14 protein-coding genes, 1 tRNA gene and 1 rRNA gene are annotated in these 25,694 nt (G+C 70.0%); 4 read left to right on the top strand and 12 right to left on the bottom strand.

Features of this window, described 5'->3' with window-relative positions; all coding sequences use genetic code 11:
- Positions 1–97: 97 nt before the first annotated feature.
- From PH203_RS05005 to PH203_RS04995, 3 genes are all read left to right on the top strand, one after another.
- The gene (locus PH203_RS05005; RefSeq protein WP_289916696.1) at positions 98–5,011 is read left to right on the top strand and encodes an ATP-dependent helicase; all 4,914 of its coding nucleotides are present in this window, start codon (positions 98–100) and stop codon (positions 5,009–5,011) included.
- 448 nt (positions 5,012–5,459) lie between these two features.
- Positions 5,460–6,275, top strand: a complete 816-nt coding sequence (locus PH203_RS05000; RefSeq protein ID WP_289916695.1) for a DNA-formamidopyrimidine glycosylase family protein — start codon at positions 5,460–5,462, stop codon at positions 6,273–6,275.
- A gap of 36 nt (positions 6,276–6,311) precedes the next feature.
- The gene (locus tag PH203_RS04995; RefSeq protein ID WP_289916693.1) at positions 6,312–7,073 is read left to right on the top strand and encodes an SDR family NAD(P)-dependent oxidoreductase; all 762 of its coding nucleotides are present in this window, start codon (positions 6,312–6,314) and stop codon (positions 7,071–7,073) included.
- A gap of 39 nt (positions 7,074–7,112) precedes the next feature.
- On the opposite strand, the gene PH203_RS04990 is transcribed toward PH203_RS04995, so the two are convergent.
- The 9 genes from PH203_RS04990 to PH203_RS04950 all read right to left on the bottom strand — a co-directional run bounded on the left by PH203_RS04990 (position 7,113) and on the right by PH203_RS04950 (position 21,300).
- Positions 7,113–7,385, bottom strand: coding sequence for a hypothetical protein (locus PH203_RS04990; RefSeq protein ID WP_289916691.1), 273 nt, complete (start codon positions 7,383–7,385; stop codon positions 7,113–7,115).
- Positions 7,386–7,554: 169 nt separating this feature from the next.
- The gene (locus PH203_RS04985; protein WP_003993396.1) at positions 7,555–7,935 is read right to left on the bottom strand and encodes a helix-turn-helix transcriptional regulator; all 381 of its coding nucleotides are present in this window, start codon (positions 7,933–7,935) and stop codon (positions 7,555–7,557) included.
- Positions 7,936–8,044: 109 nt separating this feature from the next.
- The gene (locus PH203_RS04980) at positions 8,045–8,581 is read right to left on the bottom strand and encodes a CinA family protein (protein ID WP_289916681.1); all 537 of its coding nucleotides are present in this window, start codon (positions 8,579–8,581) and stop codon (positions 8,045–8,047) included.
- Positions 8,578–9,297, bottom strand: coding sequence for a CDP-diacylglycerol--glycerol-3-phosphate 3-phosphatidyltransferase (pgsA, locus tag PH203_RS04975; RefSeq protein WP_289916680.1), 720 nt, complete (start codon positions 9,295–9,297; stop codon positions 8,578–8,580). The genes PH203_RS04980 and pgsA overlap by 4 nt, the downstream gene beginning before the upstream one ends.
- Entirely contained in the window at positions 9,294–10,781 is a 1,488-nt protein-coding gene (gene rimO, locus PH203_RS04970) for a 30S ribosomal protein S12 methylthiotransferase RimO (RefSeq protein WP_289916679.1), read from the bottom strand. Before rimO ends, pgsA begins: the two co-directional genes overlap by 4 nt.
- A 107-nt stretch (positions 10,782–10,888) precedes the next feature.
- Positions 10,889–11,728, bottom strand: a complete 840-nt coding sequence (locus PH203_RS04965; protein WP_289916676.1) for a helix-turn-helix domain-containing protein — start codon at positions 11,726–11,728, stop codon at positions 10,889–10,891.
- Between the two features lie 280 nt (positions 11,729–12,008).
- Positions 12,009–14,726: a DNA translocase FtsK gene (locus PH203_RS04960; RefSeq protein ID WP_289916674.1), complete on the bottom strand. Its 2,718-nt coding sequence runs from the start codon at positions 14,724–14,726 to the stop codon at positions 12,009–12,011.
- Between the two features lie 147 nt (positions 14,727–14,873).
- Positions 14,874–15,560: a response regulator gene (locus tag PH203_RS04955; RefSeq protein ID WP_289916672.1), complete on the bottom strand. Its 687-nt coding sequence runs from the start codon at positions 15,558–15,560 to the stop codon at positions 14,874–14,876.
- 274 nt (positions 15,561–15,834) lie between these two features.
- Positions 15,835–21,300: a HAMP domain-containing protein gene (locus PH203_RS04950; RefSeq protein WP_289916671.1), complete on the bottom strand. Its 5,466-nt coding sequence runs from the start codon at positions 21,298–21,300 to the stop codon at positions 15,835–15,837.
- A gap of 378 nt (positions 21,301–21,678) precedes the next feature.
- Here PH203_RS04950 and PH203_RS04945 point away from each other — a divergent pair, with 378 nt between their 5' ends.
- The gene (locus PH203_RS04945; RefSeq protein ID WP_289916668.1) at positions 21,679–24,432 is read left to right on the top strand and encodes a SpoIIE family protein phosphatase; all 2,754 of its coding nucleotides are present in this window, start codon (positions 21,679–21,681) and stop codon (positions 24,430–24,432) included.
- A 55-nt stretch (positions 24,433–24,487) separates the two neighbouring features.
- Here the strand turns inward: PH203_RS04945 and PH203_RS04940 are convergent.
- From PH203_RS04940 to rrf, 3 genes are all read right to left on the bottom strand, one after another.
- A tRNA-Thr gene (locus PH203_RS04940) sits at positions 24,488–24,563 on the bottom strand.
- A 97-nt stretch (positions 24,564–24,660) separates the two neighbouring features.
- Complete coding sequence (locus PH203_RS04935; protein ID WP_289918229.1) at positions 24,661–25,323, bottom strand: DegT/DnrJ/EryC1/StrS family aminotransferase; 663 nt, start codon at positions 25,321–25,323, stop codon at positions 24,661–24,663.
- Positions 25,324–25,437: 114 nt separating this feature from the next.
- Positions 25,438–25,554: ribosomal RNA gene (rrf, locus tag PH203_RS04930) — 5S ribosomal RNA — on the bottom strand.
- Between the last annotated feature and the right edge of the window lie 140 nt (positions 25,555–25,694).

Here is a 25,694-nt window from a genome sequence, read left to right as displayed (position 1 = left end):
GGCCCCCGCCCGGTCCCCGCACGGGACGCCCTCCGGTCCCGCCCACACAAATCCCCAGCTCAGAGCCATTGTCAGTCCCCGGGTGCAGGATGGACGCATGGTCAGCACTGCGCACCGGGCCCTCCAAGGCTTCTCCCCCGCGACCCGTGGCTGGTTCACGGGCGCCTTCGACGCGCCCACCGCAGCCCAGGCCGGCGCGTGGACCGCCATCAGAGAGGGCTCGGACGTCCTGGTGGTGGCCCCCACCGGCTCCGGCAAGACGCTGGCCGCCTTCCTCGCCGCACTGGACCAGCTGACCTCCACACCTCCGCCCGCGGACCCGAGGAAGCGCTGCCGGGTCCTCTACGTCTCCCCCCTCAAGGCCCTGGCGGTGGACGTCGAACGCAACCTCCGCAGTCCCCTGACCGGCATCCGCCAGGAGTCCGTCCGCCTGGGCCTTCCCGAACCCGAGGTGAAAGTGGGCATCCGCTCCGGCGACACCCCCGCCGCGGAGCGCCGAGCCCTGTCCACCCGCCCGCCGGACATCCTGATCACCACCCCGGAATCCCTGTTCCTGATGCTGACGTCGGCCACCCGCGACGCACTGACCGGCATCGACACAGTGATCCTCGACGAGGTGCACGCGGTGGCCGGCACCAAACGCGGTGCCCACCTGGCCCTCTCTCTCGAGCGTCTCGACGAGCTCCTCCCGAACCCGGCCCGCCGCATCGGCCTGTCCGCGACGGTCCGTCCGGTCGACGAGGTGGCCCGCTACCTCTCCCCCCGCCGCAAGGTGGAGATCGTCCAGCCCGAATCCGGCAAGGAGTTCGACCTCTCCGTGGTGGTCCCGGTCGAGGACCTGGGCGAACTGGGCGGCTCCCCGGTGGCCGACGGCACCGAAGGAGCGGAGCGCCCCTCGATCTGGCCCCATGTCGAGGAGCGCATCACCGACCTCGTCCAGGCCCACCGCTCCACCATCGTCTTCGCCAACTCCCGCCGCCTCGCGGAACGCCTCTGCAACCGCCTCAACGAGATCGCCTACGAGCGGGCCACCGGCGAACCCCTGGACGAACACCACGCCCCCGCGGAACTCATGGGCGGCTCCGGCGCGGCCCAGGGCGCACCCCCGGTCATCGCCCGAGCCCACCACGGCTCGGTCTCCAAGGAACAACGCGCCTTGGTCGAAGAGGACCTCAAGGCCGGCCGCCTCCCCGCAGTGGTGGCGACGTCCAGCCTCGAACTGGGCATCGACATGGGCGCGGTGGACCTGGTCGTCCAGGTCGAATCACCCCCCTCCGTGGCCTCCGGCCTCCAACGCGTGGGCCGCGCGGGCCACCAGGTGGGCGCGGTCTCCACCGGCGTGGTCTTCCCGAAGTACCGCGGCGACCTGGTCCAGGCCGCCGTCGTCACCGAACGCATGCGCACCGGCTCCATCGAGTCCCTGAAGGTCCCCGCCAACCCCCTGGACGTCCTTGCCCAGCAACTGGTCGCCATGACCGCGATGGACACCTGGCAGTTGGACGACCTCCTCACCACGGTCCGCCGGGCCGCCCCCTTCGCCTCCCTCCCCGACTCCGCCTTCACCGCGGTCCTCGACATGCTCGCCGGCCGCTACCCGTCCGACGCCTTCGCGGAGCTGCGCCCGCGCGTGGTCTGGGACCGAGTCGCCGGCACCATCACCGGCCGCCCCGGTGCCCAGCGCCTCGCGGTCACCTCGGGCGGCACGATCCCCGACCGCGGCCTCTTCGGCGTCTTCCTCGCCGGCGCCGACCCCAAGAAGGGCGGCGGAAGGGTCGGCGAGCTGGACGAGGAGATGGTCTACGAGTCCCGGGTGGGCGATGTCTTCACCCTCGGCACCAGCTCCTGGCGCATCGAGGACATCACCCGGGACCGTGTCCTGGTCTCCCCCGCCCCCGGCGTCCCCGGCCGGCTCCCCTTCTGGAAGGGCGACCAACTGGGCCGCCCCCTCGAACTGGGCCGCGCGGTCGGCGCGTTCCTCCGCGAGGTCGGCTCACTCCCCAAGGACAAGGCCCGCCCCCGCCTCCTCGCGGCGGGCCTGGACACCTGGGCGGCCGACAACGTCCTGGCGTACCTCGACGAACAACGCGAGGCCTGCGGTCACATCCCCGACGACCGCACGATCGTCGTGGAGCGCTTCCGCGACGAACTCGGCGACTGGCGCGTGGTCGTCCACTCCCCGTTCGGCGCCCAGGTCCATGCCCCGTGGGCCCTCGCCCTCGGCGCCAAGCTCTCCGAGCGCTACGGCATGGACGCCCAGGTCATGCACGCGGACGACGGAATCGTGCTCCGCCTCCCGGACGCCGACCTGATGGGCCTGGACCTGCTCGACCAGGAACCGACCAAGCTCGGTACGGAGTACGACGCGGACCAGGCCCCGGTCGGCGCCGCGGACGTCGTCTTCGACAAGGGCGAGGTCGACCAGATCGTCACCGACCAGGTGGGCGGCTCGGCCCTGTTCGCCGCCCGCTTCCGCGAATGCGCCGCCAGGGCCCTCCTCCTCCCGCGCCGCAACCCGGGCAAGCGCACGCCCCTGTGGCAACAGCGCCAGCGCGCCGCCCAACTCCTCCAGGTGGCCAGCGAGTTCGGCTCGTTCCCGATCGTCCTGGAGGCGGTCCGCGAATGCCTCCAGGACGTCTTCGACGTCCCCGGCCTCGTCGAGCTGATGGGCGACCTCGAATCCAGAAAGGTCCGCCTGGTCGAGGTCACCACCCCCGAACCGTCCCCCTTCGCCCGCTCCCTCCTCTTCGGATACGTCGCCCAGTTCCTGTACGAGGGCGACTCGCCCCTCGCCGAGCGCCGCGCGGCGGCCCTCTCCCTCGACTCCCGCCTGCTGGCCGAGCTCCTCGGCCAGGCGGAGCTGCGTGAGCTGCTCGACGCCGAGGTGCTGGCCGAGCTGGAGCGAGAACTGCAGTGGCTCACGGACGACCGCCGGATCAAGGACACGGAAGGCGTCGCGGACCTCCTGCGCCTCCTGGGACCCCTGACCGACGCGGAGTTGACCGAGCGGGGCGCGGAGCCGCACTGGGCCGGGGATCTGGCCGCCGCCCGCCGCGCCATCAAGGTCCGCATCGCCGGTTCCGAGCACTGGGCGGCGATCGAGGACGCCGGGCGCCTGCGCGACGCACTCGGCACCGCCCTGCCGGTCGGCGTCCCGGAAGCCTTCACCGAACCGGTCAAGGATCCCCTCGGCGACCTCCTCGCGCGCTACGCCCGCACTCACGGCCCGTTCACCTCGGCGACGGCCGCGGCCCGTTTCGGCCTGGGCGTGGCGGTGACGGAAGGAGCGCTCCAGCGACTCTCCGCGAACGGCCGTGTCGTACAGGGCGAGTTCCACCCCGCGGGCATCGGCCAGGAATGGTGCGACGCCGCCGTACTGCGCCGACTGCGCCGCCGCTCCCTTGCAGCCCTGCGCCATGAGCTGGAGCCGGTTCCCCCGCCGGCCCTCGCCCAGTTCCTCCCCCAGTGGCAGCACATCGGCAAGGGCCACGGCCTGCGCGGCATCGACGGACTGGTGCGCGCCGTCGAGCAGTTGCAGGGCGCCTCCGTACCGGCGTCCGCCCTGGAGAAACTGGTCCTGCCGTCCCGAGTCGCCGACTACACCCCGGCCATGCTGGACGAACTCACGTCCGCGGGCGAGCTGGTGTGGGCCGGAGCCGGCTCCCTACCCGGCAAGGACGGCTGGATCTCCCTCTACCTCGCCGACGCGGCCCCCCTCCTCCTGCCCCCACCGCACCCCCTGGAGCTGACGGCACTCCACGAGTCCGTCCTGACCGCGCTCTCCGGCGGTTACGGCCTCTTCTTCCGCCAGATCGCCGACCAGGTCCGCGCGACGACCCACCCCGACGCCACAGACCCCCAACTCGCCGACGCCATCTGGGACCTGGCCTGGTCCGGCCGCCTCACCAACGACACCCTCACCCCCATGCGCTCCCTCCTGGGCTCGGGCCGCACCGCCGGCTCCACGGCCCACCGCGCCAAGCGCACGATCCCCCGAGGCCGCTACGGCTCCCTGACCGCCGCCGCCCGCCCGGCCTCCCGCACCGGCCCGCCCACAGTGGCCGGCCGCTGGTCCCTGCTCCCCGACCGCGAGCCCGACCCCACCCTCCGCGCTCACGCCCTGGCCCGCACCCTCCTGGACCGGCACGGCGTGGTGACCCGGGGCGCGGTCTCCGCGGAAGGCGTCGAGGGCGGCTTCTCTGCGACGTACCGCATCCTGTCCGCCTTCGAGGAGACCGGCCAGGCCCGCCGCGGCTACGTCGTCGAAGGCCTCGGCGCCGCCCAGTTCGCCATGGACGGCGCGGTGGACCGCCTCCGCGCGGTGGCGAACGCCCGCGAACGGGGCGACGGCCTGCCGGTCCCGGACAACGACTTCGCCCTCACCGCCCCGCAGCACGTCTCGGAACTGCCCGGTACCACCGCCCCGGCCGACGACCTCGACTTCACGTGGCTGGACGACACCCCGCACTCCCCCGGCGACTACGTCTCCCCCCGCGACCTGGCCGCACCGGGATCCGGCGCCCCCCGCAGCGGCCCGTACGGCCCAGGCCCCTACGGCTCAGGCGGCCCGTACACCCCGGCCCACCCCGTCACCCCCCATCGCGCCCGGTCTCGCACCCCCGACTCCCGAGCCGTGGTCCTGGCCGCCGCCGACCCCGCGAACGCCTACGGCGCCGCCCTCCCCTGGCCAGAACCCCCGACCGGCGCCACCCACAAGGCGGGCCGCAAGGCAGGCTCCCTGGTCGTACTGGTCGACGGCGAGCTGACCCTCTACATGGAACGCGGCGGCAAAACCCTCCTGGCCTGGCCCGAGAGCCCGGACGAAAAACCCACCGAGGACCCCCGCCTCCAGTCCGCCGCCGAAGCCCTGGCAGCAGCCGCCCGCGCAGGCTCCCTGGGCACAGTCACCGTGGAACGCATCAACGGCACATCGGCCCTGACCTCCCCCATGGGCCCCCTCCTGGAGACCTCAGGCTTCATCGCCACCCCACGGGGCCTACGCCTCCGGGCATGACGCCCCACCCCCTCTCACGCCCGCCTCTCACCTCCCGGCGGGCGGCGGGGGGCGCGGACGCCTGGCGGCCAAGGGCTGACCGCTGACGGCTGACCGCTGACGGCTGACGGCTGACGGCTGACGGCTGACGGCTGACGGCTGACGGCTGACGGCTGACGGCTGACGGCTGACGGCTGACGGTCGGCCGCTGGCTCACAGTGGGCGGCTCACGTCCGACGGCGGGTGGCAGGCTACTGACGGCGGGCGGCCGACGGCGGGCTGGCGGCTGGCGGCTGGCGGCTGCCCAGACCTACCCAGGGGCGCGGGGAACTGCGCGACAAGCCACACACCCCCCGCACCCGCCCCACAACAGACCCCACCACCCCACTAGGCGGAGACCACCCACCCGGGGCCCCCAACCCATCGCACCAACCCCCACCCCCGCCCCACCCCATGCAACCCTGGACCCATGCCCGAAGGAGACACCGTCTGGCAAGCAGCGACCCTCCTGCACACCGCCCTGGCCGGCAAGCCCCTCACCCGCACCGACCTCCGCGTCCCCAAGTACGCCACGGCCGATCTGACGGGCCGCACCGTCCTGGACGTCACCCCCCGCGGCAAACACCTCCTCACCCGCATCGAAGGCGGCCTGACCCTCCACTCGCACCTCAAGATGGACGGTTCCTGGAAGGTGTACGCCAACGACCAGCGCTGGACCGGCGGCCCCGCCCACCAGATCCGCGCGATCCTCGGCACCGCGGACCGCACAGCCGTCGGCTACCGCCTCCCCGTCCTGGAACTTCTCCGCACCACCGACGAACACCGGGTCGTGGGCCACCTGGGCCCCGACCTCCTGGGCCCGGAGTGGGACCCGGACGCGGCCCTCGCCAACCTCCTCCAGGACCCCACCCGCCCCCTCGGCGAGGCCCTCCTGGACCAGCGCAACCTCGCCGGCATCGGCAATGTCTACAAGAGCGAGCTCTGCTTCCTGCTCGGCGTCACCCCCTGGCTCCCCGTCGCCGCCCTCCCCGAGGACCGCGCCGCCAAGCTCCCGGTACTCGCCAAGAAACTCCTGGAAGCCAACCGGGACCGCCCGATCCGCACCACCACGGGCCGCCGCGGCCAGGACCTCTTCGTCTACGGCCGCGCCCGCCACCCCTGCCTGCGCTGCGGCACCCCCATCCGCGTGGCCGACCAGGGCGACGGCACCCGCGACCGCCCCACCTACTGGTGCCCGTCCTGCCAGGCAGGCCCGACCCCCCGGAACCCCACCCCACACAACTAATTGACGACCCGTCAGAAACGCTCGTACCGTCCCCTCATGACCGTCAGCGCGTACGACCTGACCGGACGCACCGCATTCGTCACCGGCGCCGCCGGCGGCATAGGCCGCGCCTCCGCGGTCCTCTTCGCCGAAGCGGGCGCCACCGTGCACTGCGCGGACCGCGACGCACAGGGCCTGCACGAAACGGCGACGCTCATCAAGGACGCGGGCGGCACCGCCCGCACCCACCAGCTCGACGTGACCGACCGCGAACAGCTCCACGAGGCCGTCGCCTCCTGCGACCGCCTCGACGTGATGGCCGCGATCGCCGGAATCATGCACAGCAGCCCGGTCCTGGAGACGAGGGACGAGGACCTCGACCGCGTCCTGGACGTCAACTTCAAGGGAGTCCTGTACGCCTGCCAGGAGGCGGCCCGCCTGATGCTGGCCCAGCAGACCAGGGGCAGCATCATCACGATGGCCTCCGGCGCCGTGGACACCGGCGGCCCGGGCCTGCTCTGCTACGGCGTGGCCAAGGCGGCGGTCGTCCAGCTGACGAAGACCCTGGCGACCGAGGTCGGCCGCCACGGCATCCGCGTGAACGCGGTCGCGCCGGGCTGGATCCGCACCCCCATGACCGACCGCCACGGCGAGGCCCAGGCGCGGACAGAGGCGGTCATGGCCCGTATGTCACCCCTGGGCAGGGTCGGCGAGCCGGCGGACGTCGCTCACACGGTCCTGTACCTGGCCTCCGACGCCTCGTCCTTCACGACGGGCCAGATCCTGCGTCCGAACGGCGGAGTCGCGATGCCATGGTGACCAGCGGAACCACAGAACCCGTCACCCCCGGCATCCCCATCACCCCCGCCCCCGCCCCCGTGGCGATTCCATAGTGACCACAGGCCCCGTACCGCCCCTCCAGGCCGCCCGCCACCGCCCCGCGGCCAGTGCCCCGGCCGCCCGCGCCCTCGGCACACAGTGCACCGGCAGCAGACTCAGCCCCCACCCCCCGGCGGCGACCGCGCCCTCCAGCACCCCGGACCCGGGAGCGAACGCCAGCCGCAGCACGGCCCACCACCACAACGCCCCCAGCCCGAGCGCCACCCCCCACCGCACTATCGGTCGCGCCATGAACCCCACCTCCAGCGGCAACCCGGGGCAACGTCACTCCACGATGCACGAAAGCCCCGGCCAACGCCTCTCCGGATGATCCGGAGAGACCTGGCCGGGGCCTCGTGCACTTCTTCACGCGCCCTCAGCTGATGTTGAAGCGCGTCTCATGCGCAAACACCGGCGACGCTCAAGCAGCGACGACGTCCACCGCTTCCGCGGGCGCCTTGATGGTCACCCGTTCCGGTGGCACACCGGTCACCGAGACGGAACCCAGCATCGGACGTACCGGCGTGGGCACGGGCTCGCTGGGGGTGGCCGCAGCGGACTGGGCCAGCTCGGCGAGGGCGAGCTCGTCGCTCACTTCCCGCATCAGTTCGGACATCCGTACGTCCAGCGCGTCGCAGATGGCGGAGAGCAGCTCGGAGGAAGCCTCCTTCTGCCCCCGCTCCACCTCGGAGAGATAGCCGAGTGAGACTCGGGCGGACGAGGAGACTTCGCGCAGAGTACGGCCCTGGCGTTGGCGCTGCCGACGCAGCACGTCACCCAGCAGGCGACGGAGCAGAATCATCGGTGGCTCCCTCCTCGGACCGCGTAGCCGCATCCTTCACGCCCCACCGTACCGCCTTGCGCCGCGGCCGTGCGGGGAGCGATGTCGTGTTCACTCAGGGCTGCAAACATCAAAACCCCCCGTTCCGTTCCGTATCCTGTGCCCGCTCATTTCCGGTCTGTTCGCCCGCAAGCTCCTGAAGGAGCAGTGCGAGTACGCTCCGTACACTCTCCATACGAATTTCCGCACGGTCGCCGTTCAACCGCAGCGAGGACACTTTCCCGCCACCTGATCGTTCCGGAGAGCCTCCGTCGACGGCCACGTACACCGTTCCGACGGGCTTTCCGTCCTGTTCCTCCGGTCCTGCGACACCCGTGGTCGCAAGGCCCCAGTCGGCACCGAGCGCCTTGCGCACCCCGGCCGCCATCTGGGCCGCGACCTGCGGATCCACCGCTCCGCGCTCCGCCAGCAGAGCGGCATCGACACCGAGCAGTTCGTGCTTGAGTTCCGTGGCGTAGGCGGTCACCGAACCCCGGAACGCCTTGGACGCACCCGGGGCCGCTGTGATTTCCGCCGCAACCAGTCCACCGGTGAGCGACTCGGCGACAGCGAGCGTCTCGCCTCTCACTGTGAGTAGTCGCACCACTTCGGTGGCCGGGGAATTCACGCTTCCGTCTCCTCCAACGCCGCTGCGCGGGCGGCGATTCCCTGCCGGCGCAGCACAATGGCTTGTCTCACATAGTCGAGGCCGGTCGCCACGGTCAGGGCGACCGCCACCGCCATCACCCAGAACCGCGCGGTCGCCAGCCACCCCGTCAGCGCCAGGATGTACATGCCGACCGCGATGCCCTGGATGAGGGTCTTCAGCTTGCCGCCACGGCTCGCCGGGATGACGCCGTACCGGATGACGATGAAACGCAGGAGCGTGATCCCGAGTTCCCGGCCGAGGATGACACCCGTCACCCACCACGGCAGATCGCCGAGCGCGGACAGACAGATGAGCGCCGCCCCCATGATCGCCTTGTCGGCGATGGGGTCGGCGATCTTCCCGAAGTCGGTGACGAGGTTGTAGGTGCGCGCCAGATGACCGTCGAAGAGGTCGGTGATCATGGCGATGGCGAAGGCCGCCCAGGCGAACGCGCGCCAGGCCGGGTCGTAGCCGCCGTCGGCCAGCATCAGCGCGACGAAGCCCGGGACGAGCAACAGCCGGACCATGGTCAGGATGTTGGCGATGTTCCAGAGGCTGGCCTCGTTGACGGCCGCGGCCACGATCTTGCCGCTGCGCGCGGACTTGGCACCGGAGTCGGCGCCGGAAGCACCCGCCGCTCCGGGCGTACCCGCCTTGGAGGGGCCGCCCGCAGCGGATGCCGGTACTCCGGTCATCTGCCCGCCTCCTCACTACACGCGAGCGAGCCCGCCAGCGGCTCGGCCACCAGATCGACACCCTCGGTACCGACCACCTTTGCCTCGACCATACGGCCGACACTCAGACCTTCGCCGCTCGTGAGCAGCACCTGGCCGTCCGTCTCGGGCGCCTGGTGCTCACCACGCCCGTACACGCCCTCCTCGTCCACGGATTCCACCAGCACGCGCACGGTCTCGCCCACGCGCTCCTCGGCCCGCTGCGAGACGAGCTCCTCGGCCAGCCGGGAGACACGTGCCAGCCGCTCGGCGACGACGTCCTCGTCGAGCTTGTTGTCGTACGTGGCCGCTTCCGTGCCCTCCTCGTCGGAGTAGCCGAAGACACCGATGGCGTCCAGCCGCGCGCCGTTCAGGAACCGCTCCAGCTCCGCCAGGTCGCCCTCGGACTCGCCCGGGAAGCCCACGATGAAGTTGGAGCGCACACCGGCCTGCGGGGCCTTGCTCCGGATGGTGTCGAGGAGCTCCAGGAACCGGTCGGTGTCACCGAAGCGCCGCATCGCGCGCAGCACGCCGGGGGCGGAGTGCTGGAAGGACAGGTCGAAGTAGGGCACGACCTTGGGCGTGGAGGTCAGTACGTCGATCAGACCGGGTCGCATCTCGGCCGGCTGGAGGTAGCTGACGCGCACCCGCTCGATGCCGTCGACCTCGGCGAGCTCGGGCAGCAGGGACTCGAGCAGACGGATGTCGCCCAGGTCCTTGCCGTAGGAGGTGTTGTTCTCGGAGACCAGCATGATCTCCTTGACGCCCTGCTCGGCCAGCCAGCGCGTCTCGTTGAGGACGTCCGAGGGCCGCCGCGAGATGAAGGAGCCGCGGAAGGACGGGATGGCGCAGAAGGTGCAGCGCCGGTCGCAGCCGGAGGCCAGCTTCACCGAGGCGACCGGGGAGCCGTCCAGCCGGCGGCGCAGGGGCGCACGGGGGCCGGAGACCGGAGCGATCCCCTCGGGGAGGTCGGCGGGCGCGCTCTCGGCGGCCGATCCGTGCCCGGGCAGCGCGACGGCCGCCGCGGAGTCCTGCCGCTCGGCAGGGCTGATCGGCAGGAGCTTGCGCCGGTCGCGCGGGGTGTGGGCGGCGTGGATGCCGCCGCTCAGGATGGTCTGGAGCCGGTCGGAGATGTCGGCGTAGTCGTCGAAGCCGAGCACGCCGTCCGCCTCCGGGAGGGCCTCGGCGAGGTCCTTGCCGTACCGCTCGGCCATGCAGCCCACCGCCACGACGGCCTGGGTTCTGCCGTGCCCCTTGAGATCGTTGGCCTCCAGGAGGGCGTCGACGGAGTCCTTCTTGGCGGCCTCGACGAAGCCACAGGTGTTGACGACGGCGACGTCCGCGTCCTCGGCGTCCTCGACGAGCTCCCAGCCGTCCGCCTCCAAGCGGCCTGCGAGCTCCTCCGAGTCCACCTCGTTACGGGCGCAGCCAAGAGTGACGAGTGCGACGGTACGGCGTTCAGGCATGGGCTCAAGACTACTTCGTTCCACTGACAGCCCATGTCGAAGGGGTTGGCGATCTTGCCGCCAACCCCTTCGTCTCTCACCTGGGGCGTCGAACGGCCCCCTCGGCCCTAGCCGACCGTGGGGTCGCCCTTCGTGTACGTGAGCCGCTCCACGGCCCCCGGCTGCCAGTCGTCGTCGATCTTCTTGCCGTTCACATACAGCTGGATCGCCCCGGCGTCACCGAGGACCAGGTTGATCTTCTCGCTGTCCTGGAAGGTCTTGGACTCGCCCTGCTTGAGCAGCCCGTCGAACAGCAGCCGGCCGTTGTGGTCCTTGGCGGAGATCCAGCTCTTCCCGTCGGGCGCGGTGACCTGGACGGTCACCTTGTCCTGGGGTGCGGCCGCGATGGCGCTGTCGGTCGGGTCCGGCTTCGGCGACTCGGGCTTCTCGCTCTTGGGTGTCGGCGAGGAGGTCTCGCTGGTCGAGGGCGTGGCGCCCTCTGCGACCTGCGTCTTGCCGCCCTCGTCGTCGCCCTTGAAGGCGGTGAACCCGACGAAGCCGATCACGGCGACGATCGCGGCGACCATCGCCGCGGTCCAGTTCGGCCCGCGGCGCTCGGGACGGATGCGTTCCGCCTCGAACAGCGGGGCCGCGGGGGTCGGCGCCGGACGCCCGCCGCCATGATCCGCGGCGAACTGGTCCAGAAGGGGGGCCGGGTCGAGATGGACGGCCTTGGCCAGGGTCCGGATGTGCCCACGGGCGTAGACGTCCCCGCCACAGGGAGCGAAGTCGTCGGCCTCGATGGCATGCACGATGGCGATACGGACCCGGGTGGCACTACTGACGTCGTCGACGGTCAGCCCGGCCGCGATACGCGCCTGCTTCAGGGCGCGGCCGATCGAGGGGCGGGCATCCTCACGGTCGTCTTCGAACGGACGCTCGTCTTCAGGGGAGTTGCCGATGGACACGGGGGCGCCTTTCGAGCGTTTAAGCCACCTGTGCTGAGGGTTCAGTCTAGGGGGGGTGCGAAAGGGTGGGGCAACCGGGCGGTGGGACTTTGTACGCCATCGGTATGGCCGGACACGCCGATGGTGGAGCAGCAGCTTTTCGCTTCCCTCAACTTGACGTACGCCGAAGGGAAACGGTTGCTCAATGATCCCTTACGGGTGAGTCACGATCGAACACCCCTCGATCGCCCACCCACCCGGAAGGTGACCGGTGTGCCCCGTTTCCGGAGGCGACGTCCTCTTAAGCCTCCCCGCGGATCACCGCGAGCACTCCGTCCAGCTCATCAGCCTTCACAAGAACGTCACGAGCCTTGGACCCCTCACTGGGCCCGACGATCCCCCGGGACTCCATCAGGTCCATCAGCCGTCCCGCCTTGGCGAAGCCGACGCGCAGCTTGCGCTGCAGCATGGAGGTCGACCCGAACTGCGTCGACACGACCAGCTCGGCCGCCTGGCACAGCAGGTCCAGGTCGTCGCCGATCTCCTCGTCGATCTCCTTCTTCTGCTTCGTCCCCACGACGACGTCGTCCCGGAAGATCGGCGCCATCTGGTCCTTGCAGTGCTGCACGACCGCCGCGACCTCGTCCTCGGTCACGAAGGCGCCCTGCATACGGGTGGGCTTGTTGGCCCCCATGGGCAGGAACAGCCCGTCACCCTTGCCGATCAGCTTCTCGGCGCCCGGCTGGTCGAGGATGACCCGGGAGTCCGCGAGCGACGACGTGGCGAAGGCCAGCCGCGAGGGCACGTTCGCCTTGATCAGACCGGTGACGACATCCACCGACGGCCGCTGCGTGGCGAGCACCAGGTGGATGCCGGCCGCGCGCGCGAGCTGCGTGATGCGCACGATCGCGTCCTCGACGTCCCTGGGCGCGACCATCATCAGGTCGGCGAGCTCGTCCACGATCACCAGCAGATACGGGTACGGCTGAAGCTCCCGCTCACTGCCCTCGGGCGCCTTGACCTTGCCGTTGCGGATCGCCTCGTTGAAGTCGTCGATGTGCCGGAACCCGTACGCCGCCAGGTCGTCGTACCGGAGGTCCATCTCCCGTACGACCCACTGGAGCGCCTCGGCGGCCCGCTTCGGGTTGGTGATGATCGGCGTGATCAGGTGCGGGATGCCCTCGTACACGGTCAGCTCGACCCGCTTGGGGTCGACGAGGACCATGCGGACGTCCTCGGGAGTCGCGCGGACCATGATGGACGTGATCAAGCAGTTAATGCACGAGGACTTACCGGAACCCGTGGCTCCGGCGACGAGCACGTGCGGCATCTTCGCCAGGTTGGCCATCACATAGCCGCCCTCGACGTCCTTGCCGAGCGCCACCAGCATCGGATGGTCGTCCTCGGCGGCCGCCGCGAGCCGCAGCACGTCGCCGAGGTTGACCATCTCGCGGTCGGTGTTCGGGATCTCGATGCCGACCGCGGACTTGCCGGGGATCGGGCTGATGATCCGCACGTCGGGGCTGGCGACGGCGTACGCGATGTTCTTCGCCAGCGCGGTGATCCGCTCGACCTTCACAGCGGGGCCGAGCTCGACCTCGTACCGCGTGACCGTCGGCCCGCGCGTGAAGCCGGTGACGGCCGCGTCGACCTTGAACTCCATGAAGACGTTGGTCAGCGAGGCGACGACGGCGTCGTTGGCCGCGCTGCGCGCCTTGCCGGGCCCGCCGCGCTCCAGGAGGTCGAGCGAGGGCAGCGAGTAGGTGATGTCACCGGACAGCTGGAGCTGCTCCGCGCGCGGCGGCAGCTCGCCCGGTGCCTCGGGTGCGGGCTTGGTGAGGTCGGCGACCTCGACCTTGAGCTTCTCCTGCCTGCCGCGCGCGGCCGGGGCCGGCACGGGGGTCGGCACCGGCGTCGGCGTCGTGTCCTCGCGGTCCCCGACGCTCACCCCCTGGGTGAGGTCGGCGACGATCGGCGACGGCGGCAGCCCGTGCATGACGGCACCGTCCAGCGCGGCGGCGGCCGCGGCGGCGACGTCCAGGGCGTCCATGGGACGGTCCATGTCGGGCTGGGGCACCGCGGAGCGCCTGGGGCGGCCGCGACGCCGCGTGAGGGCCTCCTGCTCGGCGCCATCGGGGTCGTACGCCTCGGGTGCCGGTCCCCGTCTGCGGTTACGCGCGGGCAGCGCCTCGCGCCACTGCTCCTCGTAACGCTCGTCGTCGCCCGAGAACTCGTCGAACTCGTCCTCCGACGGGTCGTGCACCACCCCGAGCCGCACGCCGAGCTCCCGCAGCCTGCGCGGAATGGCGTTGACCGGTGTGGCGGTGACGACCAGCAGCCCGAAGACCGTGAGCAGCACGAGCAGCGGTACGGCGAGAACCTCGCCCATCGTGTACGACAGCGGGGTCGCCGCGCCCCAGCCGATGAGGCCGCCGGCGTCCCTTATGGCCTGCATGCCGTCGCTCCGCGCGGGCGCGCCGCACGCGATGTGGACCTGGCCGAGCACGCCGATCACCAGCGCGGACAGACCGATCACGATCCGGCCGTTGGCCTCGGGCTTCTCGGGGTGCCGGATGAACCGGAAGGCGATGACCGCGAGCAGTATCGGCACGAGGAGGTCCAGGCGCCCGAAGGCACCGGTCACCAGCATCTCGACGAGGTCGCCGACGGGACCGCGCAGGTTCGACCAGGTGCCGGCCGCGACGATCAGCGCGAGGCCGAGCAGCAGCAGCGCGACGCCGTCCTTGCGGTGTGCCGGGTCGAGGTTCTTCGCGCCGTTCCCTATGCCGCGGAACACCGCGCCCACGGCGTGCGCGAGGCCCAGCCAGACGGCGCGTACGAGCTTGTAGATACCGCCGGTCGGGTTCGGCGCCGGCTTGGGGGGCGGCGCGGCCTTCTTCGCCGCGGCCTTCTTGGCGGGCGCCTTCTTCGCCGGAGGCTTCTTCGCAGCGGCCTTCTTCGCCGGAGCCGCCGCCTTCTTCGCGGGCTGCTTCTTGGCAGCGGAGGGACGTGAGGCCATAGGTGTGAGGTTACCGGTGGAGACGACAACGGACACGTGTGCCCAGTGCTTCACCCGTTCGTGTCGTCCTTGCGAGTGCGTGGAACTGACGCCTGCTCATGAGCAACTGGGCCGTGGACGGAGCGCAGTTCCGCGCGCGTAGGGACGTCAGTTCTGCGAGGGCACCGACGGTGTGGGCCCGGTGCCCGGCTCCAGCGCGTCCAGCGCCCGCCGCAGTCCGGTGAGTTTGCGTTCGAGATGGGCGGCCGTGGCCACGGCCGCCGCGTCCGCCGACTCGTCGTCGAGCTGCTTGGACAGCGCCTCCGCCTGCTCCTCGACCGCCGCGAGCCGCGCCGACAGCTCGGCCAGCAGCCCGGCCGGTTCCTTCGTCTCGCCGGGGGCGGCCTTGCCGCCGGCACCGCCCTCCAACTGGAGCCGCAGCAGCGCCGCCTGCTCCCTCAGCTGGCAGTTCTTCATGTACAGCTCGACGAACACGGAGACCTTCGCGCGCAGCACCCACGGGTCGAAGGGCTTGGAGATGTAGTCGACCGCGCCCGCCGCATAGCCGCGGAAGGTGTGGTGCGGGCCGTGGTTGATCGCGGTGAGGAAGATGATCGGGATGTCCCGGGTGCGTTCTCGCCGCTTGATGTGCGCCGCGGTCTCGAACCCGTCCATGCCCGGCATCTGGACGTCCAGCAGAATGACCGCGAAGTCGTCAGTGAGCAGTGCTTTGAGCGCTTCCTCCCCGGACGATGCCCGCACCAGCGTCTGATCGAGCGCGGAGAGGATGGCCTCCAGCGCGAGCAGATTCTCCGGCCGGTCATCGACCAGGAGGATCTTGGCCTTCTGCACCATGGCCCGCCCTCCTCGCCCCGGATGTGCACCGGGCGCCGCCCCTGGGGACGACTCCCTTTCGCCGCCCGTCCTTGTGCCGGTCATGGTAGCCGCACCCCGCCCGTCGCCACACCCTGTCACCGCGATGTCACTGTGCACGTAGCAGAAACGTAGCGGGAGACCAGAAGGTTCCCCGATTCCCGTACTTCTACACGGCTTCGAACACACTGAGTCAGCAACTCCGTGTGAACGCCGAAGGTTCTCGCATCATCCACCCGAAGCCCGCGCTTTCCGGTCACGAGTCGCGCATCCACTGCTGCATGACCGACAGCAGATGATCGGGGTCGACCGGCTTGGTGACGTAGTCGGAGGCGCCCGACTCGATCGCCTTCTCCCGGTCGCCCTTCATCGCCTTCGCGGTCAGCGCGATGATCGGCAGGCCCGCGAACTGCGGCATCCGGCGGATCGCCGTGGTCGTCGCGTAGCCGTCCATCTCCGGCATCATGATGTCCATCAGCACGACCGTGACGTCGTCGTGCTGCTCCAGGACCTCGATGCCCTCGCGGCCGTTCTCGGCGTACAGCACCGAGAGCCCGTGCTGCTCGAGGACGCTGGTCAGCGCGAACACATTGCGGATGTCGTCGTCGACGATCAGCACCTTCTCGCCGCCGAACCGGATGCCCCGCGGCCCCTGCGGAGCCACGTCCTGCTGGGCGGACCACTGGTCCAGCGAGACGGGCCGCTGCTCGGCCTCCGGCAGCGTCCGGCGCCGGCGCCGGAAGAGCGCGGCGGCACCGTTCTGCGTCTCCTGGTACGACCGCACCTCGGCCGGCGTCTCGACCTCCACCTCGGCCAGCCCGTTGCTCTCCGAGGCGAGCAGTTCCCCGGCCTCCAGCGCGGGCATGGGCTGCTGGTAGCCCTGCGGGGGCAGTTCGCTCGGGTGCAGCGGCAAATACAGCGTGAACGTCGAGCCACGCCCCGGCTCGCTCTGCGCGTGGATCTCACCGCCGAGCAGCTGGGCGATCTCCCGCGAGATGGAGAGCCCGAGGCCCGTACCGCCGTACTTCCGGCTCGTCGTGCCGTCGGCCTGCTTGAACGCCTCGAAGATCACCCGCATCTTACTGGCCGCGATCCCGATGCCGGTGTCGGTCACCGAGAACGCGATCAGATCGGCGTCCGCGTCCCGCAGCGAACCGGTCTCCAGCAACTGCTCCCGGATCTTCATCGGCACGTCCGCCCCGGCGGGCCTGATGACCAGCTCCACGGCCCCCGAGTCGGTGAACTTCACCGCGTTGGACAGCAGGTTGCGCAACACCTGCAGCAGCCGCTGCTCGTCGGTGTGCAGCGTGGCGGGCAGCTCCGGCGAGACCCGTACGGACAGGTCCAGGCCCTTCTCCGCGGTCAGCGGCCGGAAGGTGGCCTCCACGTAGTCCACGAGCTGCACGAGCGCGATACGCGTCGGGGAGACGTCCATCTTGCCCGCCTCGACCTTCGACAGGTCGAGGATGTCGTTGATCAGCTGGAGCAGGTCGGAGCCGGCCCCGTGGATCGTCTCGGCGAACTCGACCTGCTTCGGCGACAGGTTGGCGTCCGCGTTGTCGGCGAGCAACTTGGCCAGGATCAGCAGCGAGTTGAGCGGCGTACGCAGCTCGTGCGACATGTTGGCGAGGAACTCGCTCTTGTAGCGCATCGACACCGCGAGCTGCTCGGCACGCTCCTCCAGGACCTGCCGCGCCTCCTCGATCTCGGTGTTCTTGACCTCGATGTCGCGGTTCTGCTGGGCCAGCAGCTCGGCCTTCTCCTCCAGTTCGGCGTTGGACGACTGGAGCGCCTTCTGCCGGTTCTCCAACTCCGCGGACCGCTCCCGGAGTTGCTCGGTGAGCTCCTGCGACTGCTTCAGCAGCTGCTCGGTCTTGGTGTTGACGGAGATGGTGTTGACGCTGGTCGCGATCATCTCCGCGATCTGGCTGAGGAAGTCCTTCTGGATCTGCGTGAAGGGCGTGAAGGACGCCAGCTCGATGACACCGAGCACCTTGCCCTCGAACAGCACCGGAAGCACGATCACCTGCGCCGGCGGAGCCTCCCCGAGCCCCGAGGAGATCTTCAGATACCCGCTCGGCGCGTTCTCCACGAGAATCGTCCGCTTCTCCTGCGCGGCCGTCCCGATCAGCGCCTCACCCGGCCTGAAGGACGTCGGCATGGACCCCATCGAATAGCCGTAAGACCCCAGCATGCGCAGTTCGTACGAGTCCTCCTCGTCGCCGCTCGCGTCCCTGCCGTCGACGAGCGGCATCGCCAGGAAGAACGCGCCGTGCTGCGCGGACACCACCGGCGTCAGCTCGCTCATGATCAGCGAGGCGACGTCGGCGAGGTCGCGGCGCCCCTGCATCAGCGCGGAGATACGGGCCAGGTTGCCCTTGAGCCAGTCCTGCTCCTTGTTGGCGATCGTGGTGTCGCGCAGGTTGGCGATCATCTTGTTGATGTAGTCCTGGAGTTCCTGGATCTCCCCGGACGCGTCCACGTCGATCTTCAGGTTCAGGTCGCCGCGGGTCACCGCGGTCGCCACGCGCGCGATGGCACGCACCTGCCGGGTCAGGTTCCCGGCCATCTCGTTCACGGACTCCGTGAGGTCCCGCCAGGTGCCGTCGACGTCACGCACGCGTGCCTGGCCGCCGAGCTGTCCTTCGGTGCCCACCTCGCGGGCGACTCGGGTGACCTCCTCGGCGAAGGAGGAGAGCTGGTCGACCATGGTGTTGATGGTCGTCTTGAGTTCGAGGATCTCACCGCGCGCGTCGATGTCGATCTTCTTCGTCAGGTCGCCCTTGGCGATGGCCGTGGTCACCATGGCGATGTTCCGCACCTGACCGGTCAGGTTGGACGCCATCTGGTTCACGGACTCGGTGAGGTCCTTCCAGGTACCGGCCACACCGGGCACCCGCGCCTGACCGCCCAGGATGCCGTCCGTACCCACCTCACGAGCCACCTTGGTCACCTGGTCCGCGAACGAACTCAGCGTCTTCACCATGGTGTTGAAGGTGTCGGCGAGCTGCGCGACCTCACCGCGCGCCTCGATCGTCACCGTCCGGGTCAGGTCGCCGTTGGCAACGGCGGAGGCGACCTGGGAGATGTTCCGCACCTGCATGGTCAGGTTGTTGGCCATCAGGTTGACGTTGTCGGTCAGGTCCTTCCAGATGCCCGTGACGCCCGACGCGTGCGCCTGACCGCCCAGGATGCCCTCGGTGCCCACCTCGCGCGCCACCCGGGTCACCTGCTCGGCGAAGGAGGACAGCTGGTCCACCATCGTGTTGACGGTGCTGACGAGTTCGAGGATCTCGCCCTTGGCGTCGACGGTGATCTTCTTCGACAGGTCACCCTTGGCGACCGCGGTCGTGACCTCGGCGATGTTGCGCACCTGGATGGTCAGGTTGTTCGCCATGAAGTTCACGGACTGCGTGAGGTCCTTCCAGGTGCCGGAGACCCCCTGCACCTCGGCCTGACCGCCGAGGATGCCCTCGGTGCCCACCTCGCGCGCCACACGCGTGACCTCTTCGGCGAACGACGACAGCTGGTCGACCATCGTGTTCAGGGTGTTCTTCAGCTCCAGGATCTCGCCGCGCGCGTCCACGGTGATCTTCTGGGACAGGTCACCCCGGGCCACCGCGGTGGCCACCTGGGCGATGTTGCGCACCTGGCCGGTCAGGTTGGACGCCATGCCGTTCACGGAGTCCGTCAGGTCCCGCCACACACCGGCGACGCCAGGCACCTGCGCCTGCCCGCCCAGCCGACCCTCCGTACCCACTTCCCGCGCCACCCGGGTCACCTGGTCGGCGAAGGCGGAGAGCTGGTCGACCATCGTGTTGATGGTGTTCTTCAGCTCCAGGATCTCGCCGCGCGCGTCGACGTCGATCTTCTGGGACAGGTCACCCCGGGCCACCGCGGTCGTCACCTGGGCGATCTGCCGCACCTGCGAGGTGAGGTTGCCACCCATGAAGTTGACGGAGTCGGTGAGCTCCTTCCAGGTCCCGGAAACGCCCGGTACGACGGCCTGACCGCCCAGGCGGCCCTCGGTGCCCACGTCCCGGGCCATCCGCGTCACCTGGTCCGCGAAGGCCGACAGCTGGTCCACCATCGTGTTCACGGTGTTCTTCAGCTGAAGCATCTCGCCGGAGACGTCGACGGTGACCTTCTGGGACAGGTCACCGTTGGCCACCGCCGTCGTCACCTGGGCGATGTTCCTCACCTGTCCGGTGAGGTTCCGGAACGCCGTGTTGACGGAGTCGGTGAGGTCCTTCCAGGTCCCGGCAGCGCCCGACACCTGCGCCTGCCCGCCCAGCTCACCCTCGACACCCACCTCGCGCGCCACGCGCGTGACCTCGGCACCGAACGCAGACAGCTGGTCCACCATCCCGTTGACGGTGTTCTTCAGCTCCAGCATCTCGCCGGCCACGTCCACCGTGACCTTCTGCGACAGGTCACCGTTGGCCACCGACGTCGTCACCTGCGCGATGTCCCGCACCTGAATGGTCAGGTTCCGGAAGACCGTGTTGACGGAGTCGGTGAGGTCCTTCCAGGTCCCCGCGGCACCCGGAACGTTCGCCTGTCCGCCGAGCTGCCCCTCGGCACCGACCTCGTTGGCCACACGCGTGACCTCGTCCGCGAAGATCCGCAGCGTCTCGGTCATCTGGTTGATCGTGTCCGCGAGCTGGGCGACCTCGCCCCGCGCCGACACGGTCACCTTCTGCGACAGATCACCACTGGCGACCGCGGTCGTCACCTGGGCGATCCCGCGCACCTGGGCCGTCAGATTGCCGGCCATCAGGTTCACCGAATCGGTGAGGTCCTTCCACACACCCGCCACACCGGGCACCTGCGCCTGCCCGCCCAGCTCACCCTCGACACCCACCTCACGCGCGACACGGGTCACCTCGGAGGAGAAGGAGGACAGCTGGTCCACCATCGTGTTGACGGTGTTCTTCAGTTCGAGCATCTCGCCGGCCACGTGAACCGTGACCTTCCGGGACAAGTCACCCTTGGCGACCGCCGTGGTGACGAGCGCGATGTCCCGCACCTGCGCCGTCAGCCGGTACGCCATCGTATTGACGGAATCCGTCAGATCCTTCCAAGAACCGGACATACCGCGCACCTTGGCCTGCCCGCCCAGCTTGCCCTCGGTGCCCACCTCGCTGGCCACACGCGTGACCTCGTCGGTGAACGTCGACAGCTGGTCGACCAGGTTGTTGACGGTCCGCCCGACCTTGAGGAACTCACCCCGCAGCGGATGCCCGGCCCCGTCCGCCGCCTGCGTCCGCAGCTCCATACGCGGCGACAGATCGCCCTCCGCGACCGCGGACAGCACCCGGCCGACTTCCGAGACAGGTCGTACGAGATCGTCGACCAGGGCGTTGGAAGCGTCGACGGCGGTCAGCCACGAGCCCTCACAGGCACCACTTTCCAGCCGTTCCGTGAGCTTGCCCTCACGGCCCACCATGCGCCGCACCCGCGACAACTCGCCCGTCAGATGCAGATTCCGGTCGGCCACTTCGTTGTAAACAGCCGCGATCTCGGACAACACGCCGTCGCCCGACACCGTGAGCCGCTTCCGGAAATTCCCGTCTCGCATGGAGACCAGAGCCGCCAGCAGTCGGTTCAGGGCAGCTGTGTCCACCGCGGTGGTCCCACCGCGCGGTTTGCGCTGGTTGTTCAGGGACTGTCCGCCCTTCGCGCGCGTTTTAGTGCCCCGCGTCGCTGCGCCAGACTCCACTGTGTCCCTCCCGCAAGGGTCGACCGTTACTGCTGTGCTCCGGTACTACTGTTCGGAGTACCAGTTACTGCTGCGCATTTCTGCCGGATATACCAGGCCGCACGTCGGGCTGCTGCCCGCATTGCGCTGACCACACTCGGACTGCCTGGACCTTCACAAGAAGCTTGCCCAGTGTTTCACCCTGGCTGAACCAGGCCATAACAGTTCGGCAGCTTCGCACATCGTCCGCACACCCTCCGGACGGAAACACTGCAGACCGGCATCCTCATCGACGGGGAAGGTAAGTAACCTTGCATGCGGCTGTCCAGCCGCACCGGTCCGTCCGGCTCTGGGCGGTGGCACGAGAACGAGCGGGCATCGGAGGGGCGGCCGCACAACATGACCACCGGACTGATCCCTGGGGGACATCCCCCGGACCGTCGGCCGACGGACGGCCTGCCGCAGCAGCGGCACGAGCCGGTCGGCCACGGAGCCCTGCACATCGACAACCGGTCGAGGAGTTCTGTGATCACCGCGCGCGCGGCCGCCAGCTTCGAGCCCGTCGGGCGATCGGTCGCGAGCGCCCGCTCCTTCGTCCGCGACACACTCCAGGGCTGGGGCTTCGCGGACATCGTCGACGACGCGGTGGTCCTGACGAGCGAACTGGTGACCAACGCCGTGGTCCACGCCGGCACCACAGCGGACCTCCTGTGCCTGCGCACCGACGACGGTGTACGCATCGAGGTGGCCGACCACTACCCCGAGCGCGAGGTCCCCCTGCAGGGCTCCCTGGCCACCATGGGCAGCCCCGACCGCGAGGGCGGCCGCGGCCTCCAGCTGTGCGCGGCACTGGCCGCCCGCTGGGGCGTCGAATACACACCCACCCACAAGCAGGTCTGGTTCCAACTCGACCTCCCCGAACGTCCGGTGGGCACCCGCACCGCCGGCCCGTCCCTCCCGGCGGACCTCCTCCCCCTCGCCTCCGACGGCCGCGTCCGCGTCGCCGTCATCCAGATCGACCGCACGGCGGCCATCTCGGCCTGGAACGAGGACGCCGAGGAACTCTTCGGCTACCCGGCCGAACAGGTCACCGGCAAGCCCCTCACCGACCTCGCCGCCTGGCCGCACACCCCGGGCACCAGCACCGGCATCGCGGAAGCCCTCCAACTCTCCCGCTGGGAAGGCAGCTACGGCATAAGGGGCGCCAACGGCCGCGTCACCCCCGTGTACGCCTCCCACCTCCGCGTCCGCGACACCGGCGGCGAGCCCTCCACGGTCTGTCTCCTGGTCCGCGACCACGAACGCGCGGTCCTGCAGACCCCGTTGCGCATCCCGGCCTCCGACACCTCACCCGCCTCCGACGGGCAGAGCGCCGACCCCTTCGAGGTCTTCATCGGCTCACCGGCCCCGGACGACCTCGACGGCCTCCTCCAGCGCACGGTGGAGCGCGCCCGGGACATGCTCGACGCCGACTCCGCCTTCCTGCTCCTGGCCACCGACGACGAAACCGAGTTGGAGGTCCGCGCCTCCACCGGCCTGCCCTCCGCACGCCAGCGCTTCGCCCGCGTCCCCGTCGAGGCCGGACCGGGGCGCTACGGCTCGGCCCGCATGCCGGCCGTCCACGAGGACCTCACAGCGGTCCCCGGTGCCGTCCCGCTGTTGAACGGCACCGGCATGCGCTCGGTCGTCACCGTCCCCCTGAAGGTCGAGGGCCGCCTCACCGGCTCCCTGGGCGTCGCCGCGGAGGGCCCCGGCAGATACTCGAACGAAGAGGCCCTGCGCCTCCAATTTGCCGCGGACCGCATCGCGTTGGCGGTGGAGTCGGCCCGCCTCGGCGAACTCGAACGCCTGCGCCGAGGCTCGCTCAGCTTCCTGGTCGAAGCCTCCGACCTCCTGGCGGGCACCCTGGACCGCGACCAGACCCTGGCCCTGATGGCCCAGATGACGGTCCCGACCCTCGCCACCTGGTGCGCGGTCTACACGATCGCCGACCAGGCCTCCGAGCCCTACCTGTCGTACGTCCTGCACGAGGACGAGGAACTCATCGACGGCATCAAGTCGTTGCTCTCGAAGATCTCCCCGCCCGACCCGGTACCCACCCCGGGCGCCCGCGTCTGGTCGGCGCCCGCCGAAGCGGCCCATCAGGCGGCCCTGCGCACCTCCATGCGCAGCCTGGGCCTGGGCGAGCCCATCGGCCGCCTCAGCGCAGGCATCGGCCCGACCCTGGCCACGGCCTCAGCGGTGGGCGGCGAGACCGTCGTCCTGCCCCTGGTGGCCCGCAACCGGGTCATCGGCATGCTGACGCTCGGCAAGCCGACGGACGAACACTTCCGCCAGGAAATCCTGGAGCTGGCGGAAGACCTCTCACGACGAGCCGCCCTGGCCCTGGACAACGCCCGCCTGTACTCCGAGCGCACCGCCATCAGCCAGTCCCTCCAGCGCAGCCTCCTCCCCCCGGAACTCCCCGAGATCGACGGCGTCGAGGTCGAGGTCATCTACCGGGCGGCCGGCGAGGGCAACGAGGTCGGCGGCGACTTCTACGACGTCTTCCCCATCAGCGACGGCGCCTACGGCTTCGCCATCGGCGACGTCTGCGGCACGGGCCCGAACGCGGCCGCGGTGACGGGCCTGGCCCGTCACGCCCTCCGTCTCCTCGCCAGAGAGGGCCTCAGCGGCCCGGCGGTCCTGGAACGCCTCAACTCCGCGATCCTCGACGAGGGAGCCCGCAGCCGCTTCCTGACCCTCCTCTACGGCGAGATGCGCCCCCAGGCGGACGGCAGTGCCGAACTGAAGGTGGTCTGCGCCGGCCATCCCCTCCCCCTCCGCCTGCGCCAGGACGGCACAGTCGAACCGGCCGCCGAACCCCAGCCGCTCCTGGGCGTCATCGAGGACCTGGAGCTGTACGAGCAGACGGTCACCCTGGACCCGGGCGACGTCCTCCTGTGCGTCACCGACGGCGTCACCGAACGCCGTGAGGGCGCCCGCATGTTGGGCGACGACGGTCTCACGGACGTCCTCACCACCTGCACGGGCCTGACGGCAGGAGCGGTGGCGGCCCGCATCATGCGCGCGGTGGAGCGCTTCGCGTCGGACGCCCCGTCCGACGACATGGCGATCCTCGCCATGCGCGTCCCGGGCCTCCACAAGGACTGAGAAGCACGCAGAGAGCACAAAAAAGACCCCGCCCGATTGGGCGGGGTCTTTTGACTGGAGCCCCCTAACGGAATCGAACCGTTGACCTTCTCCTTACCATGGAGACGCTCTGCCGACTGAGCTAAGGGGGCCTGTCGCTTTTCCGAGGTTTCCCTCGCGGCAACGAAATAGATCATACCCCGAACAGACCCGTGCTCCCAACCACGCCCACGAGGTACGACAGCCCGCTCAGAAGGCGGCCTGCAACAACCCCCCGAGCGCGTTGCACGCACCCACGATCCGCTGCATGTCCCGCTTGGTCAGCGAGGCATCGACAGGCAGCGCCAACGTCTCGTCCGCGGCAAGCTCCGTCTCCCGCAACGACACACAACGCCGGAACTCCGGCAACCGGTGCACAGGCGTCTTCACCGGCACCCGGCACTCAACTCCCTTGCCCCGCAAGGCCCGCGCAAAGGCATCCCGATCGGGCCGCCCATTCCCCGGCACCCGCACGACGTACTGCTGATAGGTATGCCCATCACCCCCATCAGGGGTCCGCACACCCTTCAACTTCCCATCCAGATAAGCAGCCCGCTCCCGCCGCTGAGCCACCTCGTCATACGGCACCTCGGACTCCCCCTGCTCCAACACCAGCAGCCCGTGCCGCTGCCCCAGAGCATGGAGCGCCCGAATATCGGCCCACCGCCCAAACCGGTGTACGACGACCACGGCCGCGGTCCGCGACGTAACGGCCGCTTCGACAGCGGACGCGTCAAGGCAGTAGCTCACCGGATCTATGTCGGCGAACACCGGGAGCGCACCGGCCAACACGACAGCCTCGGCGACCTCGACGTTCCCGAACGCCGGCACCACGACCTCGTCACTGACTCCGACGCCGGCGGCCCTGAGCATTGCAGCAGTACTCATGCCTCGGATGGTGATTGCGCAACGTGAACTTCAAGTGACGCAGAACAAAAAAGGGTTGGACCCCGAACCGAAGTTCAGGGTCCAACCCTTTGAATAATTGTTCGGCGGCGTCCTACTCTCCCACAGGGTCCCCCCTGCAGTACCATCGGCGCTGTAAGGCTTAGCTTCCGGGTTCGGAATGTAACCGGGCGTTTCCCTCACGCTATGACCACCGAAACACTATGAAACTGTCAGCCGCACCACACCACGAGGGGTGCGGGGCCGTTCGTGGTTTCAGAACCAACACAGTGGACGCGAGCAACTGAGGACAAGCCCTCGGCCTATTAGTACCGGTCACCTCCACCCATTACTGGGCT

This window comes from Streptomyces sp. S.PB5 (assembly GCF_030403745.1).
Classification (GTDB): domain Bacteria; phylum Actinomycetota; class Actinomycetes; order Streptomycetales; family Streptomycetaceae; genus Streptomyces.
Note: the sequence above shows the minus strand (reverse complement) of the source record. Positions and strands in the feature narration are given on the sequence as shown.

Coding starts and splice junctions, on each gene's coding strand:
- PH203_RS04955 (WP_289916672.1), bottom strand. CDS start 15,560: ATGGTGCAGAAGGCCAAGATCCTCCTGGTCGATGACCGGCCGGAGAAT.
- PH203_RS04945 (WP_289916668.1), top strand. CDS start 21,679: ATGACCACCGGACTGATCCCTGGGGGACATCCCCCGGACCGTCGGCCG.
- PH203_RS04935 (WP_289918229.1), bottom strand. CDS start 25,323: ATGCTCAGGGCCGCCGGCGTCGGAGTCAGTGACGAGGTCGTGGTGCCG.
- rimO (WP_289916679.1), bottom strand. CDS start 10,781: ATGCCTGAACGCCGTACCGTCGCACTCGTCACTCTTGGCTGCGCCCGT.
- PH203_RS04990 (WP_289916691.1), bottom strand. CDS start 7,385: ATGGCGCGACCGATAGTGCGGTGGGGGGTGGCGCTCGGGCTGGGGGCG.
- PH203_RS04960 (WP_289916674.1), bottom strand. CDS start 14,726: ATGGCCTCACGTCCCTCCGCTGCCAAGAAGCAGCCCGCGAAGAAGGCG.
- pgsA (WP_289916680.1), bottom strand. CDS start 9,297: ATGACCGGAGTACCGGCATCCGCTGCGGGCGGCCCCTCCAAGGCGGGT.
- PH203_RS05005 (WP_289916696.1), top strand. CDS start 98: ATGGTCAGCACTGCGCACCGGGCCCTCCAAGGCTTCTCCCCCGCGACC.
- PH203_RS04985 (WP_003993396.1), bottom strand. CDS start 7,935: ATGATTCTGCTCCGTCGCCTGCTGGGTGACGTGCTGCGTCGGCAGCGC.
- PH203_RS04995 (WP_289916693.1), top strand. CDS start 6,312: ATGACCGTCAGCGCGTACGACCTGACCGGACGCACCGCATTCGTCACC.
- PH203_RS05000 (WP_289916695.1), top strand. CDS start 5,460: ATGCCCGAAGGAGACACCGTCTGGCAAGCAGCGACCCTCCTGCACACC.